Origin of the sequence: Pseudomonas sp. NPDC078700 (genome assembly GCF_044542375.1) — a bacterium.
In the GTDB taxonomy this organism is placed as follows: Bacteria; Pseudomonadota; Gammaproteobacteria; order Pseudomonadales; family Pseudomonadaceae; genus Aquipseudomonas.
On sequence record NZ_JBITUI010000003.1, the window covers coordinates 673,541 to 689,175 of the forward strand.

The 15,635-nt window shown below is 55.0% G+C and carries 13 protein-coding genes; 7 read left to right on the top strand and 6 right to left on the bottom strand.

Annotated elements, in window-relative coordinates; all coding sequences use genetic code 11:
* Positions 1–66 precede the first annotated feature (66 nt).
* Positions 67–609, bottom strand: coding sequence for a YaeQ family protein (locus ACIGCM_RS13550; RefSeq protein WP_397502586.1), 543 nt, complete (start codon positions 607–609; stop codon positions 67–69).
* 200 nt (positions 610–809) lie between these two features.
* Here ACIGCM_RS13550 and ACIGCM_RS13555 point away from each other — a divergent pair, with 200 nt between their 5' ends.
* Complete coding sequence (locus tag ACIGCM_RS13555; RefSeq protein ID WP_397502587.1) at positions 810–1,514, top strand: endonuclease; 705 nt, start codon at positions 810–812, stop codon at positions 1,512–1,514.
* A gap of 18 nt (positions 1,515–1,532) precedes the next feature.
* On the opposite strand, the gene ACIGCM_RS13560 is transcribed toward ACIGCM_RS13555, so the two are convergent.
* Positions 1,533–2,903: a PLP-dependent aminotransferase family protein gene (locus tag ACIGCM_RS13560; protein WP_397502588.1), complete on the bottom strand. Its 1,371-nt coding sequence runs from the start codon at positions 2,901–2,903 to the stop codon at positions 1,533–1,535.
* Positions 2,904–3,036: 133 nt separating this feature from the next.
* Between ACIGCM_RS13560 and ACIGCM_RS13565 the strand changes: the two genes are divergently transcribed.
* From ACIGCM_RS13565 to ACIGCM_RS13580, 4 genes are read left to right on the top strand one after another with little or no spacing between them, the layout of a single operon-like run.
* Positions 3,037–4,323: a hydroxymethylglutaryl-CoA reductase, degradative gene (locus ACIGCM_RS13565; protein ID WP_397502589.1), complete on the top strand. Its 1,287-nt coding sequence runs from the start codon at positions 3,037–3,039 to the stop codon at positions 4,321–4,323.
* A 5-nt stretch (positions 4,324–4,328) separates the two neighbouring features.
* Positions 4,329–5,249: a hydroxymethylglutaryl-CoA lyase gene (locus ACIGCM_RS13570; protein ID WP_397502738.1), complete on the top strand. Its 921-nt coding sequence runs from the start codon at positions 4,329–4,331 to the stop codon at positions 5,247–5,249.
* A gap of 55 nt (positions 5,250–5,304) precedes the next feature.
* Positions 5,305–5,781: a hypothetical protein gene (locus ACIGCM_RS13575; protein ID WP_397502590.1), complete on the top strand. Its 477-nt coding sequence runs from the start codon at positions 5,305–5,307 to the stop codon at positions 5,779–5,781.
* The gene (locus ACIGCM_RS13580; RefSeq protein WP_397502591.1) at positions 5,781–7,163 is read left to right on the top strand and encodes a tripartite tricarboxylate transporter permease; all 1,383 of its coding nucleotides are present in this window, start codon (positions 5,781–5,783) and stop codon (positions 7,161–7,163) included. The genes ACIGCM_RS13575 and ACIGCM_RS13580 overlap by 1 nt, the downstream gene beginning before the upstream one ends.
* A 65-nt stretch (positions 7,164–7,228) precedes the next feature.
* Here ACIGCM_RS13580 and ACIGCM_RS13585 read toward each other — a convergent pair whose 3' ends face one another.
* Complete coding sequence (locus ACIGCM_RS13585) at positions 7,229–8,140, bottom strand: LysR substrate-binding domain-containing protein (protein ID WP_397502592.1); 912 nt, start codon at positions 8,138–8,140, stop codon at positions 7,229–7,231.
* Between the two features lie 227 nt (positions 8,141–8,367).
* Between ACIGCM_RS13585 and ACIGCM_RS13590 the strand changes: the two genes are divergently transcribed.
* Together ACIGCM_RS13590 and ACIGCM_RS13595 are read left to right on the top strand one after the other, a co-directional pair.
* Positions 8,368–9,831 (top strand): amidase, encoded by a 1,464-nt coding sequence (locus ACIGCM_RS13590; RefSeq protein ID WP_397502593.1) that lies wholly within the window; start codon positions 8,368–8,370, stop codon positions 9,829–9,831.
* A 47-nt stretch (positions 9,832–9,878) separates the two neighbouring features.
* A complete protein-coding gene (locus tag ACIGCM_RS13595) occupies positions 9,879–11,195 on the top strand; it encodes a short-chain fatty acid transporter (protein ID WP_397502594.1) in 1,317 nt (438 codons plus the stop codon).
* A gap of 58 nt (positions 11,196–11,253) precedes the next feature.
* Here ACIGCM_RS13595 and gtfA read toward each other — a convergent pair whose 3' ends face one another.
* The 3 genes from gtfA to ACIGCM_RS13610 form a co-directional block, all read right to left on the bottom strand.
* Positions 11,254–12,696: a sucrose phosphorylase gene (gene gtfA, locus ACIGCM_RS13600; RefSeq protein WP_397502595.1), complete on the bottom strand. Its 1,443-nt coding sequence runs from the start codon at positions 12,694–12,696 to the stop codon at positions 11,254–11,256.
* A gap of 201 nt (positions 12,697–12,897) precedes the next feature.
* The gene (gene thrC / locus ACIGCM_RS13605; RefSeq protein WP_397502596.1) at positions 12,898–14,307 is read right to left on the bottom strand and encodes a threonine synthase; all 1,410 of its coding nucleotides are present in this window, start codon (positions 14,305–14,307) and stop codon (positions 12,898–12,900) included.
* A gap of 11 nt (positions 14,308–14,318) precedes the next feature.
* Positions 14,319–15,623 carry a homoserine dehydrogenase gene (locus tag ACIGCM_RS13610; protein ID WP_397502597.1) on the bottom strand — a complete coding sequence of 435 codons (1,305 nt, stop codon included), beginning with the start codon at positions 15,621–15,623 and terminating at the stop codon, positions 14,319–14,321.
* Positions 15,624–15,635: the final 12 nt, after the last annotated feature.

Here is a 15,635-nt window from a genome sequence, read left to right on the forward strand (position 1 = left end):
CACCTGATTGAAGCGTGATACAGCTGAGGGTGGGCAGGCGCCGTTCACCCTCGGCAATTTCAATGCTTAGCTGCGCTCGCCCTTGAGCCACTCCATCGGAATCTCATGCTGGCCGCGCTCATCGGTGACAAATAACTCACCGTCGCTGATCATCACACTCCAGTTCAACGCACGTGGCATATCCAGCGCTAAGTTGGCCAATTCTTCCTGCCCCAGCGCCACCACATTGATGTTCTTCAGGCTCAACACCGGTGCCAGAACTTTGGTCTGCCACACGCGCAGACTGCCATAGGCAACCAAGCTGAACTTTTCAGTACGCCGCGAACACCAGGTGATGCGATCGCTGTCTGGTTGGCCCACTTCAATCCAGTGCAGCACACGGTCATCCAGGCTTTTTTCCCACAACGCTGGCTCATCAACATCAGACAGGCCACGACCAAACGCCAACTGCTCGTCGTAGAACAGCGCATAGGCAATCAGGCGAACAGCCAGACGCTCTTCCGTCTCCGACGGATGCCGAGCAACAGTGAAGCGCAAGTTTTGATAAACCCCACGATCGATATCGGTGAGGTTCATCTCAATTTTGTACGTAGTGGAAGGCAGGGCCATGGGCGAGCTTCTTGGCTGATCAAATAGGCGGCAATTCTACCCGATGCAGCTTGCGCACGTCAGGGACATCTCTTGGGGATGATGGACGGAGGGACAGCGGTTCAAGCGGATAAGCTAATTTGTTATTAGATACAAATACTTATCCGCCCTTGGAAAATACTCAGCGGTTGCTATGATGCGACGCTTTTGGACGCCGTTGAATGTTTGTTCGCTTTATTCTCAGCCTTGCCTGCCTGCTGGTATGCAGCAGTATTTGGGCTAACCCGCCGCGCACCTTTAGCGAGGCGAAAAAAATAGGCTGGAAGCTCTACGCCGCTCAATCAACCGAGTTTTACTGCGGCTGCAAGTTCAGCGGTAAGCGTGTCGACCTTAAGAGTTGCGGTTACATCCCACGGAAAAATCGTAACCGCGCCTCACGCATTGAGTGGGAGCATATAGTCCCGGCCTGGGAGATCGGCCACCAGCGCCAATGCTGGCAAAATGGCGGGCGCAAAAACTGCACAAAGACCGACAAAGTCTACCAGCGCGCCGAGGCTGACCTGTTTAACCTCGTCCCGGGCATAGGCGAAGTGAACGGTGACCGCAGCAACTTTCGCTATGGCTGGCTACCACAACCGCCGAGCCAATATGGTGCTTGCCAGATGGTGGTGGATTTCAAAGCCCGGGTTGCAATGCCGCGCAAATCAATTCGCGGCATGATCGCCCGCACCTACCTATATATGAGCGACCGCTACAAGCTGCGCTTATCAAAGAAGAACCGCCAAATTTACCAAGTCTGGAACCGCACCTATCCGGTCAAAAACTGGGAGCGTCAACGCAACCAACAACTTGGCTGTGTAATGGGCTGGAGCAATCCTTATGTCGGAAAACTGGACCAGCAGGCATGCAACAAACAGCGAATTTAGGCGGGTTGATCACAGGTTTTAGGGGCGCTTGAGAACAGCCTTGAGCAGTGGATCATTCAGATACGCCACGTTTAACCGGGTCCAAGGGTTAATCCGTGACTGCTGCGGTGAAAATATATGGCCCGGCGCGATCATGAACCCTTTTGGTAGCAATTGACGGGTCAACTCACGGGCATCATCGACATGACCCATTCTTGCCCACAGATAAAGACTCTGCTCAGGGCGAAAGAACACTTCGGCACCTATTTCATCCAGCATTTGCAGGCCTGCCTCAGTCGCAGCTTTAAGGCGCTCTTGCAGACGGATCAAGTGCCTTAGGAAGTGGCCCTCAGCCAAAATCACATCGACGATACGCTCACTAAACTCAGACGAACTGGTGTGCAGCAACATCTTCAAATCCCCCAACTCGTCTATCACCTCTTTGCTCCCGGCGATAAACCCAACCCGTAGCGCGGCGGAGATTGATTTGGAGAAACTGCCGACATACAGCGAGTTTTTAAGTTGATCCAATGCGGAGACTTTAATTGCCGAAGCCGGTTTGAAATCAGCGAGGGCATCGTCGTCGACCAGTATGAAGTTATGCTCCTCGGCCAAGGTGACCAGACGATGCGCCTTGCTCGGTGAGATATCCGAGCCCGTCGGGTTGTGCCCCACTGACTGAAGAAAGAACAACTTAGGCTTCTCAACCCGCAGAATGCGTTCCAGCACGTCAATATCCGGCCCATCGGGCAAACGCGGTACGGACAACATCCGTGCACCTTGCAATTGCAACTTGCCAAACAAAGGGTAATAACCCGGGTCCTCGACCAGCACGCTGTCCCCAGCGCTAATAAACCGACGGATGATCAAATCCAGTGCGTGATTAGCGCCATGGGTGGTCACGATCTGGCGCGGTTTAACAGCAATCGAATAGCTCGCCAATTTCTGCGCGAGATGCTGGCGCAATCCCGCATTGCCCAAACGGTTGCCGTAGCGGAACAGGGTTGTCACCCCGGTGCGCATGATTTGCCGGGTGAACTTGTCCAGACGCATATCCATAAGCCACTCAACCGGCGGGAAACCCTCCCCGAGTGGCGACTGACTCGGCTCACGCACAAACTGCTGACGCATCAACCAGATGGTATCCATGGCCCGCGCGTAGGGCTGTGCTTCTTCCGGCTCCGTGTTAATGGGCGCTTGCTTGACGAAAAAGCCCTGCCCATGACGCGCTTCGATCAAGCCCTGAGAGGCCAGCAACTCGTAGGCGTTAATGACCGTATTTTTCGAGTAACCAAACAGACTGACGCTCTCGCGCAATGAGGGTAAACGGTCACCTTCACGATAGGTGCCGTTGGTTATCTGCTCAGCCAGTGTGCCTGCGAGCTTCTGGGCCAAAGTCAGACGCAACATAGTGGAGGTTCCTGCACAAATTAAATACCAAGCGTACAGCCAGGCACTGTTTGTCCTTACTGTACCTTTTTTATGGTTACAGTCCGAATTATGGTGAATTCATTCGAAAATAATAACTGCATCAGGATTACCCATGAGCATTGATTCGCGCCTTCCAAAATTTCGCAACATGAGCCCGGCCGAGCGCCTCGGCCACCTGCAAGAATTACTCAAACTGCCAAACGACGACATTGCCCTATTGAGCGAATCAGGCGCTCTGCCGCTTGAGATTGCCGACGGTATGATCGAGAACGTTGTCGGCAAGTTCGAACTGCCCTACGCACTCGCTAGCAACTTTCAAATCAATGGCAAAGACATCATCGTGCCACTTGTTGTCGAGGAGCCCTCGGTAGTGGCTGCGGCATCCTTTATGGCAAAGCTTGCACGCGAAGCGGGAGGTTTTATGACCTCAAGCAGCCTGCCGTTAATGCGCGCGCAGGTGCAAATCGTTGAGATTGAAGATCCGTTCAATGCCCGGCTGAGCCTGATGCGGCGCAAAGACGAGATTATCGAGCTGGCCAATCGCAAAGATCAATTGCTCAATAGCTTGGGCGGTGGCTGCCGGGACATCGAAGTGCATACCTTCCCGCAAAGCCCACGTGGCCCCATGTTGGTCGCCCACTTGATCGTCGATGTGCGTGATGCCATGGGCGCCAATACCGTTAATACCATGGCCGAGGCTGTTGCCCCGCTGATGGAGGAAATCACTGGCGGTAAAGTCCGCCTGCGTATTCTGTCTAACCTTGCCGACCTGCGTCTGGCGCGTGCACAAATCCGGATCGCACCAGAACACATGACGACGGCTGAGTACAAAGGTGAAGACGTCATCGAAGGCATTCTCGACGCCTACAATTTCGCCACAGTTGACCCATACCGCGCCGCCACGCATAACAAAGGCATCATGAATGGCATTGACCCGTTAATTGTTGCCACAGGCAATGACTGGCGGGCTGTTGAGGCAGGCGCTCACGCCTATGCCTGCCGCGATGGCCATTACGGCTCATTAACTACATGGGAGAAGGATGCCAAGGGTCACCTGGTCGGCACACTGGAAATGCCAATGCCGGTTGGCTTGGTAGGGGGTGCAACCAAGACTCACCCGCTGGCGCAGTTATCGCTCAAAATTCTGGGAGTCAAGACAGCCCAGGAACTCGCCGAAATCGCTGTTGCAGTGGGCTTGGCACAAAATCTTGGGGCATTGCGCGCACTCTCCACCGAAGGCATTCAACGCGGCCATATGGCACTGCATGCGCGTAACATCGCACTCTCGGCCGGTGCTCGTGGCGACGAAGTAAGCTGGCTGGTCAAGCAGATGGTCGAGGCGCGGGATGTTCGCGCCGATAATGCCAGCGAGTTGTTAAAGCAAAAACGAGCGCAGTAATGGCAATGGCCGACGATAACTTCATTCGCCTGGTTGAGGTTGGTGCGCGTGACGGCTTACAGAACGAGCAACGTGCCCTGTCGCCCGAAACCCGGGTGCAGCTCTTGACTCGATTGGCTGATGCCGGTTTGCAGACCTTGGAAGCCGGTGCTTTTGTGTCACCCCGTTGGGTGCCACAAATGGCCGGCTCCGACCAGGTACTCAAGCAGTTACCAGCGCGTCCAGGCGTCACCTGGACTGCACTGGTGCCCAATCTCCAAGGCTTGGAAGCCGCTCTGGCTGCGGGTTGCCGAGAGGTTGCCGTTTTCGTCGCAGCCTCTGAGGCATTCTCGCAAAAAAACACCAACTGCTCGATCGCCGAGAGCCTGAACCGGGTACATGCGGTTATGACTCGTGCACGTGAAGCTGGCGTTAAAGTGCGCGGTTATATCTCCTGCGTCATGGGTTGCCCGTTCACGGGTGAGGTAAAACCTGAGGACGTAGCAGCCATTAGCGCATCCCTATACCAGATGGGCTGCTACGAGATCAGTTTGGGCGACACCATTGGCACCGGTACACCGGCAGCGACCAAGGCATTGATTTTGGCCTGCAACCAACACCTTCCACTTAGCGCGCTGGCAGGCCACTTTCATGACACCTACGGGATGGCCATCGCCAATATCTATGCGGCTATCGAGGCAGGTGTTCGGGTGTTCGACAGCTCGGTTGCCGGGTTGGGTGGCTGCCCCTACTCACCAGGGGCCACTGGCAATGTTGCCACCGAAGAGGTGGTCTATCTGCTCAACGGCCTGAGCATCAAGCATGGTGTAAACATTGATGCACTGATTGATATCGGCGTGTTTATCAACGCCGAACTAGACCGCAAGGTCACTTCCAGCGTCGCCCGCGCGTTGCTCGCCAAACGGAGTAACCGCTCCCTAAGCTAAATCGCAACTGCTGATTAATAACAATAAGAGCCCGCAAGGGCATAGGAGAATTTCCTTGAAGCCTGAACTGTACGAAGTATGGGGTGACACCGTAAACGGTCGTCACTTGGTTTATGCCATCGGCATTGGCGCAATCGTGAGCTTGAGTGCGTTCTTCATTGCCCAGGCCTTATTGGTCAACTGGGTAGACTCGCCGCAAATGGCTCGCGCCTACGCCATGTTGATCGGCATTGTTGGCTGCCTGGTGGGCGGAGCTATCAGTGCGACGTTGTTCAAGCCCAAGCGGCATGTCGTCGAACATCAGGCGGATCCAGCTTGGCGAGCCGAGGTTCTTAAAGAACTGCAAAATGAGTTCGGTGACCTTGGCCGCATGTCCGACTTACCAGCAGAAACGGTTGCTGAACTGCACGAGCTCGACCTTTTCGACCTATTTGCCGAGCATGAAAAAATGCACGCGACCGACGACACTGCGGCCCACTTACCAGCGCGCACGCCAGACTGCGCCGTGACCAGCAACGGAGCGGCGCACTAATGCCCTTATTAGACCAGATCATGATTGCACTGGGCATGGGCGCTCTAGGCGCTATCATTTTTGCGGGCATAGGCCTTATCTCCGGCAGTGACGAAACCACGACCCTCGCCCCGCTTACGTTGCTCGTTGTCTTACTAGGCGTCCCTGCGCCCGGTGTACTCACGTTCTTTCTTGCCGGTGCCGTGGCCAAGCATATGACCCATGCGGTACCCACAGCTTTACTGGGTATCCCTGGCGACACCATGGCAACACCGCTTATGCGCGAAGCCAACTTTTTACGCAACTTGGGCGTGCCGCACATTGCCCTGCGCAAAATGATTTCAGGCGCTGTTATTGCAGCGTTACTAGCTGTGCCCATGGCTGTGCTTTTTGCGGTGTTACTGACACCATTTGGCGACATCATCAAACACGCCGCACCTTGGGTATTTTTAGCTGCGGCGATTGGCATTGCCTGGTTTTCGAAAGGACGCCTTGCGGCAGTGCTGACCCTAATCCCGTTCGTCATGATCATCGTTGGCCTACAGACCCTTACTGCCCAGTACGGCGTCAAGCTAAGTGTCAGCTACTTTCTCGGCATCGCCATTGGCCCACTGATCGCAGCGCTGTTTTCGATGCTTGCACCTGCTGAGCGGGAAAAAATGCGCCGCGATGAAGTCCGCACCTTCTCCCTCTCACCTGATGTCAAAAGCTGGGGTGGCTTCTTTCCAAATCCACTCAAGGTTTTGGACAAGAAACAAAGCTGGTGGACCGCCGCGACGGCAACCATTTCCAGCGCTACCTTTGTCTTCAGCCCAGTGGCAATGACAGTCATTCTGGGTGAAGTGGTGGGTTCACGGGTCAAACACGTTTATCACCGGTTGACCACGGTCATCACGGCTAGAAACGGGGTTACCGAGGCCACCTATATAGCCGAAGCACTGATTCCATTGATCGCCTTCGGCTTGCCACTGAGCCCAGTGGCGGCGGGCCCTGCCGCGCCATTGTTTAATGCGCCACCGCGCTTCACTGTCGACAGCGCCAGCGGCCAGGTGGAAAACCTGCACACCCTGCTTAGTACGTGGGAGTTCCTCGGCTATGGCATGCTGGCTGTGGTGATCGCAATCCTGATTGCTTACCCATTCACCATGAATTACGCCCACAAAGCAGCCTCTTATGTATCACGCAAAATCAGCCACGAAGCCGTGATCGCGACCTTTGTCGGGCTAATTCTGGTCATCGGCATTTGGGAAGGCGGTCTGCTAGGGCTTTTGGTGATCGTCACCATAGGGCTTCTGGGCGGGTTCCTATCGCGTTTTTTGGGCTTCAATATCGGCGTGCAGTTTATGGGTTTTTACACCGCTGTACTCACGGTGCCGGCCTTGGTGGCCATGCTCAATGGCTAGTTAGCGGTGTTTATGTAGCCGCGACAAGAGTTGATAAACCTTTGTCGCGGCCAGGCTCGCAACGCCTAGCCAGTAGCACTTGGAATGGCATCAGGAAACTCTCTGACCAAGATAGACTTCAGCCATCCTTCGAACCACTGCATATCAGCACTTCGCGGTCCTGGCGGTACCAACAGTTGGTAACTGTCCAGCCGCACCTGATTGGGCAGTGCCCGCACCAAAAGGCCTGACTCCAGTTCCCTGCGCACCAGCACGTCATTAGCCAAAGCGATACCGGCGCCCGCCTCGGCCATAGAGAGCGCATGGTCGTTACTCACATAACGTACTTCCGAACTCACACGAAGTTCCTGATTGTTAGCGGCGAGCCAGGCGTTCCACCAGCCACCTTCGTCAACATGAATCAACTCGTGCTGCACCAACTCTTCAATCCCCAGCAACGGTCCGTGAGCGTTTAAATAGTCGGGCGAGCATACGGGGAACACTTGCGGGTGGAGCAGCATGCCCTGGCTCTGAGAGTAATCCCCGGGCATGCCATAGACGATACCCAGGCTGGCCACATTGGCATCAACCTCTGTGAAAGTAGGATTTGGCTCAATCGCCACCTTCAACCCCGGGCGCTCCTGACGCAATACCTCTAAATGAGGCATCAGCCAGCGCTTGGCAAAGGCTGGTACGACGAGAATTTTCAGCCAGCGCGCTGAACCACCTGGCGTCAGCTCAAGGCTGGCTTCGGCAATCTGCTGCAGAGCAATGGACACCTTGTCGAAATAACGCTGCCCTGCCGGGGTCAGGCTGACCCCGCGCGAGGTTCGCTCAAGCAATTTCACGCCGAGCCAGTCTTCCAGTAGGCGCACATGGCGACCAATAGCGGGTTGAGTTACGTGCAGTGACTTCGAGGCTGCAACATAACTGCCTAAACGCCCCGCCGCCTCAAAAGCACGCACAGCATTTAGCGGAGGCAGACGTGTTGAAGTCATAACGACCCTTCGTTTTGCTATTACTTTTATTAACAGCAACAGTAAACAAATTGAGCTTTTCACTCAACCGCAATCTGGGGAAACTCGACTCAAGCATTAAAAGCGGGCACCCAAACCAAAGTCCTTCGCGTGCTCAAGACAAGCTGGGCGCTGCAAGCAGGCAGTCTTAATCAAGGGTGAGCCCTACAGAACATCCTTTCAAAACCAGATTTCTAAGGCGAATGGTCATGAGCACAAATAACAACATCAGCGAACTCGTCCAACTTCAGGCCCATGAATTGGCGGAGCGTATTCGTTTGCGCCAAGTATCCTGCCGCGAAGTTATGAGTGACTATCTCGCGCATATCGAACGTTTCAATCCAACGGTAAATGCCATTGTCAGCCTACAGCCGCAGGAGACTTTGCTGGCCCAGGCGGATGAACGTGATGCCGAGTTGTCTCGCGGTGAGTACCACGGCTGGATGCATGGCCTACCCCATGCGATCAAAGATTTGTCACTGACCAAGGGCATTCGTACAACCGCGGGTTCACCATTGCTGCGCGACTTCATTCCTCAGGCCGACGGCATTATGGTTGAGCGTATTCGTGGGGCGGGTGCCATCATTATTGGCAAGACCAACACCCCTGAATTTGGCCTCGGCTCACACAGCTATAACAATGTTTTCGGTGTAACTGGCTGCGCTTATGACCCTAGCCGCACGGCGGGAGGCAGTAGTGGCGGCGCAGGTGCAGCACTGGCCTTGCAACTGGTGCCGGTGGCCGACGGCAGCGACATGATGGGCTCGTTGCGCAACCCTGCTGCATTCAACAATATCATTGGTTTTCGCCCATCGCAGGGTCGGGTGCCGTTCGACGACAGCGCTGACTTATTTATTGATCAGCTTGGCTACGAAGGTCCGATGGGGCGCAGCGTGCGCGACGTTGCCATGTTGCTCTCGACGCAGGCTGGCAGCGATCCGCGTTCGCCCCTATCAATCAGCGAATCGGGTGCGCAGTTCGCAGGCTCGCTTGAGTGCGATCTCAAAGGCGCAAAGCTCGGCTGGCTGGGCGACTTTAATGGCTACCTGCCGATGCAACGCGGTGTGATGGACTTGTGCAAGCGAGCACTGGGCGACTTCGAAACCCTGGGTTGCCATGTTGAAGATGCTCACACCGACTATGCCCCAGAGAACCTCTGGAAAACCTGGTGTACCCTTCGCCACTGGTTGGTAGCCGGCTCGCTCGGCAATCGCTATGCCGACCCGCAACAACGTGCGCAGTTGAAACCCGAAGCCTGCTGGGAAGTTGAAGGCGGCCTGGCCCTTTCGGCGATGGATGTTTATCGCGCCTCTGCTGCGCGCACCGATTGGTTCCGGGCGATCAGCAAGCTGTTCGAGAAGTACGACTATCTGTTGCTGCCCAGCGCGCAGGTGTTCCCGTTCGACAAGACCCTCGACTGGCCAAAAGAAATCGAAGGCGTAGCCATGGATACCTATCATCGCTGGATGGAAGTGGTGATTCCCGGCACCCTCTCAGGCTGTCCGGTGGCGAGCGTACCTGTTGGCTTCAATGAGCAAGGCCTGCCTATGGGCATACAGATTATCGGCAAGCATCAAGCAGATATGGCGGTGTTGCAATTGGCACATGCTTACGAGCAAGCCACGCAATGGTACCAACGCTGCCCGCCACCGATGCTCAGCATGGAAAGCTGAACCCTGTGAGTTATTAATTTCCTCTCAACAAGAACAACAGGATTGCAATGGAAGCTATAACGAATTTCTCGGTAAAAATGGTGCAGCGCTATCTGCCTAGCGCCTTCCTATTGGCCGTATTGCTGACGTTTATCGTGCTATTGATGGGCGTCGGCATCACTGGCCAGTCACCTATGGCCATGGCTGGTTATTGGGGTGATGGTTTTTCCAAACTGTTTAATTTCGGCATGCAAATGGTCTTGGTGTTGCTGACCGGTTATGTGCTCGCGTTAAGCCCTGCTGTTCAGGCAATGCTGACCGGCTTTACCAAGCATGCCAGTACACCGAAACAAGCATTGGTTTTGACGATCATCGTCAGCTTCGTTTGCTACTACCTCAACTGGGGCTTTGGCATGGTGGCGGGTGCCATCCTGGCGCGGGAAATGGGCAAGCGAGTGGCGATTCACTTCCCACTGATTGTGGCAGCGGCTTATGGCGGTGAACTGGTGCGCGGCCCATCGTCTTCGATCCCGCTGGTCATCGCGACACCGGGCCATTTTATGGAAGATGCTATTGGCATTGTTCCAGTCTCACAAACGCTTTATGCGACCTGGAATATCGTCCTTACCCTCTTGTTGCTGGTATTGCTCATTGGATTCTTTTTGCTGCAAAAGCAGCCGAAGAACATCATCCGCTTGCAGGAAACTGATGAGGACACTCACGAAGACGAGCCCATCAGCAAAAAAGACATGGCGCCTTCAGATCGACTTGAAAACAGTCGCTGGCCACTGTTCTTGCTGGGCTGTGTTGCGGCGGCCTATCTGATTGGACAAGGGCTCGACAAAGGCTTCAACGTAGACCTCAATACCGTCATCCTGTTCTTCCTTGCCCTGGGACTGATTCTGCACAAGAACTCAGCGTCCTATATGAAAGCGGCAAGCAAAGCGGTCACCGCGGGAAGCGGGATCATCGTGCAATTCCCGCTTTACGCCGGTATTGCCGGGATGATGACTGGCTCTGGACTGGTAACGGAGTTCTCTGAGGCAATCATTCACATTGCCACACCAGAAACCTTCCCGCTGCTGACCTTCCTTTGCGCCGGCATCGTTAACTTCTTTATTCCGTCCGGTGGCGGCCAGTGGGCGATCCAAGGCCCGATCATGATGAACGCTGCCTACGCACTGGGCGCAGATCCTGCGCAAACCATCATGGCCTTTACTTGGGGTGACGGCTGGACCAACCAGATTCAGCCTTTCTGGGCGCTGCCACTTCTCGGCGTTGCCGGGCTGTCAGCCCGAGACATCATGGGTTACTTGATCATCTGGTTGGGTATTTCCGGCGTCGCAATTGGCGGCACATTCGTCATTGTGTCGATGCTGACCTAAGCCCTTTTGCGCTTCGACCTCAAACAACAAGGGCTCACCTAATGAGCCCTTGTTGTTTCTAGCACTGCATCTCCATCTCGCAACACCCCTCGACATCACGGTAGTTGATGACTGCCGTCTTGGCGATCAAGTCGATGTCCAGCCGGCAATAAAACTCGCCGTGACGCCAGCCCATCAACACTCGACTATCGATAGATGAGTTGAGCTCAAAGCGCCCCTCGAAAGCCGGATAGTTGCTGCGAAACCGCATCAGTTCGAGCAGACGCTGTACCACTGGCCGCTGCACTTGCTGATCGATCTCGTCAAAGCTGTAATAGTGACGATTGATATCGCGCGCCTCACCACCACTTTCCAGCAAGTCATAGTCATTTGCCCCTGCCAGCAGGCCGACGTAATAAACCTGCGGGATGCCTGGTGTGAAGAACTGAATGGCGCGGGCCACGATGTAGGCATCGTCATCACACTGCAGCGCTTCATAAAAGGTGCAGGTCAATTGATAAATTGCGCCGACACTGTGCACATTCACCGCTGAACGACGCATGATTGGGTCGGCACTGCGCTCGGAAACATTGGCGACCAACGCCTTGATCTGATCTTCGGGCAGCACGCCCTCAACATCAGGAATACAGATCCCATCGTGGGTATCCAGTACCGTCACTTGGTTACGCGGACACATGCGCAACCAGTTTTTCAGGTAACGACTACTGCCCTCAAGCAGGCAATGCAGCATTAACGGCGGTAGCGCAAAGGCATATGGCCGCATGCCACGTCGAGAAATGGCGTATTGATAGCTGGTGTGATCATGTACTTCCGGCAGGGTTTCGGCGCCGTATTTCTGGGTGGTGTCGCGGAACCATTCAAGTATCCGGTAGACCTCAGGCTCCACCAGAAAACAGCTGCTGCCAATGCGCTTGGTGGTGTAGCCGAACGCATCGAGGCGGAACAACTTCACGCCACGGGCTGCAAGAAAAGCAATGTAGCCCTCCATCAACTGATAGGTGTGGGCGGCGGTGTAATCCAAATCAATCTGTTGCTCAGTGAAGGTACACCAGACGCGGCCACGCTCACCGTTGGCGAACTGCACCTCGCGAAAGGGTTCTTTCTCTTTGCGGATGTGGATCAGCGCCAGATCTTCCGCGCTAATGGGACCCAAGCGGTCAACCTGCACAAACAGGTCGGCATAGGCGGAGGCTGCACCCTTTTCGAGGAAGTCCTTGAATTCCACGGACTCATCGGAAATGTGATTGATGGTCAGATCCAAACACAAGTCATAGCGCGCGGTGATGCGCTCGATGTCAGCCCAGGTGCCAAACGCAGGGTCGACTTCAGCGTGGGTCAGCGGTGAGAAACCACTGTCGGCATTGGATGGATACAGCGGCAGAATATGCACGCCACCAATGGCATCGCCTAAATAACGATCGATAACGGTGTAGAGATCAGCGAGGTCATTACCCAAACGATTGGGATAACAGATTAGCTGGACAGCGTTACGCAGCGACATGGCAGCCCCCTTCCAGTTCGGCCCATACGGGCAGTACACGAAAACGCCCCAGGCGACGGCTTTCGATGCGATCTCCTCTACCCTAGCAAGTATCGCCGGTGCAGTTGATAAAAAATTGGGATCAAATGTAAATAGCGGCCACAAAAAAGGCCGGAACCCCTGGGGTTTCCGACCTTCTTTAAAGGCTAAAGTGCAAATCGCTTACAGCGACTTACCCCGATTACCATGAGCGGTAACAAAGCTCTGAACTGCTTTTAGGTCATTGGCAAGCACTGTGCAGCGCTCCTCGCGCTCAAACAGATCAACCAAGTGTGGCGGTAATGCCGGAGCCTGACCAACATTGGCCTTCTCAACCGCTTCCGGGAATTTAACCGGGTGCGCAGTGCCGAGAATCACCATGGGCACGCTCAGGCTACGACGACACTCACGTGCGGCTTTAACGCCAATAGCGGTGTGCGGATCAAGCAACTCACCACACTCCTTGTAAACCTCAGCAATGGTTTCGCAGGTCGCGGCATCATCCACCGCCAGCGAATCAAACAACTTGCGGGTTTCGGTCCAGCGATCTTGCTCAACGCTGAAGCCGCCACCCTTCTTGAAGTTAGCCATCAACTCAGCAATGGCTGCACCGTTACGACCGTGCATATCAAACAACAGGCGCTCGAAGTTCGAGGACACCATGATATCCATCGATGGCGACAGCGTTGGGTGCAGGGTTTCTTTAACGTACTGATTACCGCTCATAAAGCGGTGCAGGATGTCATTGCGGTTGGTGGCGACAATCAGCTGGCTGATCGGCAGCCCCATGTTGCGCGCCAGGTAACCGGCGAAGATATCGCCAAAGTTACCCGTTGGTACCGAAAACGCCACCGAACGCGCTGGCCCGCCAAGTTGCAGGGATGCGTGGAAGTAGTAAACGATCTGCGCCATGATCCGCGCCCAGTTGATCGAGTTGACCGCGACCAAACGCGTGCCTTTGAGAAAGCTCTGGTCAGCAAAGCTGTCCTTGATCATCTCTTGGCAGTCATCGAAGTTCCCTTCGACAGCGATATTATGGATGTTGTCGCCGGCGATGGTGGTCATCTGCCGACGCTGAACCTCTGAAACCCGATTGTGGGGGTGCAGAATAAAGATATCGACGTTTTCGCAACGACGGCAGCCTTCAATTGCAGCAGAACCCGTGTCACCTGAGGTTGCGCCCATGATGACGACGCGCTCACCGCGCTTTTCCAGCACGTAATCAAGCAGGCGACCGAGCAATTGCAAAGCGAAGTCTTTGAATGCCAAGGTTGGGCCGTGGAACAACTCCAACACCCACTCATTGCCATTGAGCTGACGCAGCGGTGCGACAGCGTTGTGGGCAAATACACCATAGGTTTCTTCAAGGATCTTCTTGAAGTCGGCATCCGGAATACTGCCCGTCACGAATGGACGCATCACCCGGAAAGCCAGCTCGTGGTATGGCAGGCCAGCCCAAGAAGCGATTTCTTCCTGGGTAAAACGCGGCAGATTCTCCGGCACATAGAGACCGCCATCGCTGGCCAGACCTGCCAGCAGTACATCTTCAAAATTCAGGGCCGGTGCCTGGCCACGGGTGCTGATATAACGCATAACGATTTCCCTTAGACCAGTTGTTCGACGCGGATACGCACAACGCTTCCAGCAATATCATCCAGCGCTTCAAGCGCGGTGATCGCTTCATCGATCTGCGACTCAACCACACGGTGGGTGACCAGAATCATTGGCACCAGACCGTCATGCTCTTCGGCCTCTTTCTGCATGATCGATTCGATATTAATGCCTCGCGCCGACAAGATGCTCGCCACTTGCGCCAGTACACCCGGACGGTCTTTAGCCTGAATGCGCAGGTAATAAGCGCTCTCACTGGCCATGATCGGCAGGATCGGATGATCAGACAGCGAGTCAGGTTGGAAGGCCAGGTGCGGCACGTGATTGGTTGGGTCTGTGGTCAGGGCGCGCACCACATCAACCAGATCGGCAACCACTGACGAAGCAGTTGGCTCCATACCGGCACCCGCACCGTAGTACAGCGTCGAGCCCACAGCATCGCCGTTGACCATCACCGCATTCATCACACCATTGACGTTGGCAATCAAGCGATCGGACGGGATCAGCGTTGGGTGCACACGCAATTCGATGCCCGCCTCAGTGCGACGCGCCACGCCCAGATGTTTGATGCGATAACCGAGCGCGTCTGCATAGTTAACGTCTGCAGTGGTGAGCTTGGTAATGCCTTCGGTGTAGGCTTTGTCGAACTGCAACGGAATGCCAAAGGCAATCGAGGCCAGAATGGTCAGCTTGTGCGCCGCATCGATACCTTCAACGTCGAAAGTCGGATCGGCTTCGGCGTAACCTAAGGCTTGGGCTTCAGCCAAGACATCGGCAAAAGCACGGCCCTTCTCACGCATTTCGCTGAGAATGAAGTTGCCCGTGCCGTTGATGATACCCGCCAGCCAGTTGATACGGTTTGCCGCCAAGCCTTCACGGATCGCCTTGATCACGGGGATGCCGCCAGCAACAGCCGCTTCAAACGCAACGATCACGCCCTTCTCGCGGGCCTTGGCAAAAATCTCATTGCCATGCACCGCAATCAGCGCTTTGTTGGCGGTGACCACGTGCTTGCCGTTTTCAATGGCTTTGAGCACCACTTCACGGGCGATGGTGCTGCCACCAATGAGCTCAACAACCACTTCAATTTCAGGGTTGCTGACCAACTCGAAGACATCGTTGGTAATTGCCGTGCCGGTTGTATCGCATTGCGGATTAGCTGAACGCTGCGCAATCTGCGCCACTTCAATACCACGCCCTGCACGTCGCGCGATTTCTTCGGCGTTACGCTTGAGCACGTTGAATGTACCGCCACCGACAGTACCTAAACCACAAATGCCTACTTTGACCGGTTTCACACTGAACTCCCA

Excerpts from the sequence above, each read along its gene's own strand:
- ACIGCM_RS13555 (WP_397502587.1), top strand. The coding sequence starts at position 810 with ATGTTTGTTCGCTTTATTCTCAGCCTTGCCTGCCTGCTGGTATGCAGC.
- ACIGCM_RS13550 (WP_397502586.1), bottom strand. The coding sequence starts at position 609 with ATGGCCCTGCCTTCCACTACGTACAAAATTGAGATGAACCTCACCGAT.
- ACIGCM_RS13595 (WP_397502594.1), top strand. The coding sequence starts at position 9,879 with ATGGAAGCTATAACGAATTTCTCGGTAAAAATGGTGCAGCGCTATCTG.
- gtfA (WP_397502595.1), bottom strand. The coding sequence starts at position 12,696 with ATGTCGCTGCGTAACGCTGTCCAGCTAATCTGTTATCCCAATCGTTTG.
- thrC (WP_397502596.1), bottom strand. The coding sequence starts at position 14,307 with ATGCGTTATATCAGCACCCGTGGCCAGGCACCGGCCCTGAATTTTGAA.
- ACIGCM_RS13590 (WP_397502593.1), top strand. The coding sequence starts at position 8,368 with ATGAGCACAAATAACAACATCAGCGAACTCGTCCAACTTCAGGCCCAT.
- ACIGCM_RS13565 (WP_397502589.1), top strand. The coding sequence starts at position 3,037 with ATGAGCATTGATTCGCGCCTTCCAAAATTTCGCAACATGAGCCCGGCC.
- ACIGCM_RS13585 (WP_397502592.1), bottom strand. The coding sequence starts at position 8,140 with ATGACTTCAACACGTCTGCCTCCGCTAAATGCTGTGCGTGCTTTTGAG.
- ACIGCM_RS13570 (WP_397502738.1), top strand. The coding sequence starts at position 4,329 with ATGGCCGACGATAACTTCATTCGCCTGGTTGAGGTTGGTGCGCGTGAC.
- ACIGCM_RS13580 (WP_397502591.1), top strand. The coding sequence starts at position 5,781 with ATGCCCTTATTAGACCAGATCATGATTGCACTGGGCATGGGCGCTCTA.
- ACIGCM_RS13560 (WP_397502588.1), bottom strand. The coding sequence starts at position 2,903 with ATGTTGCGTCTGACTTTGGCCCAGAAGCTCGCAGGCACACTGGCTGAG.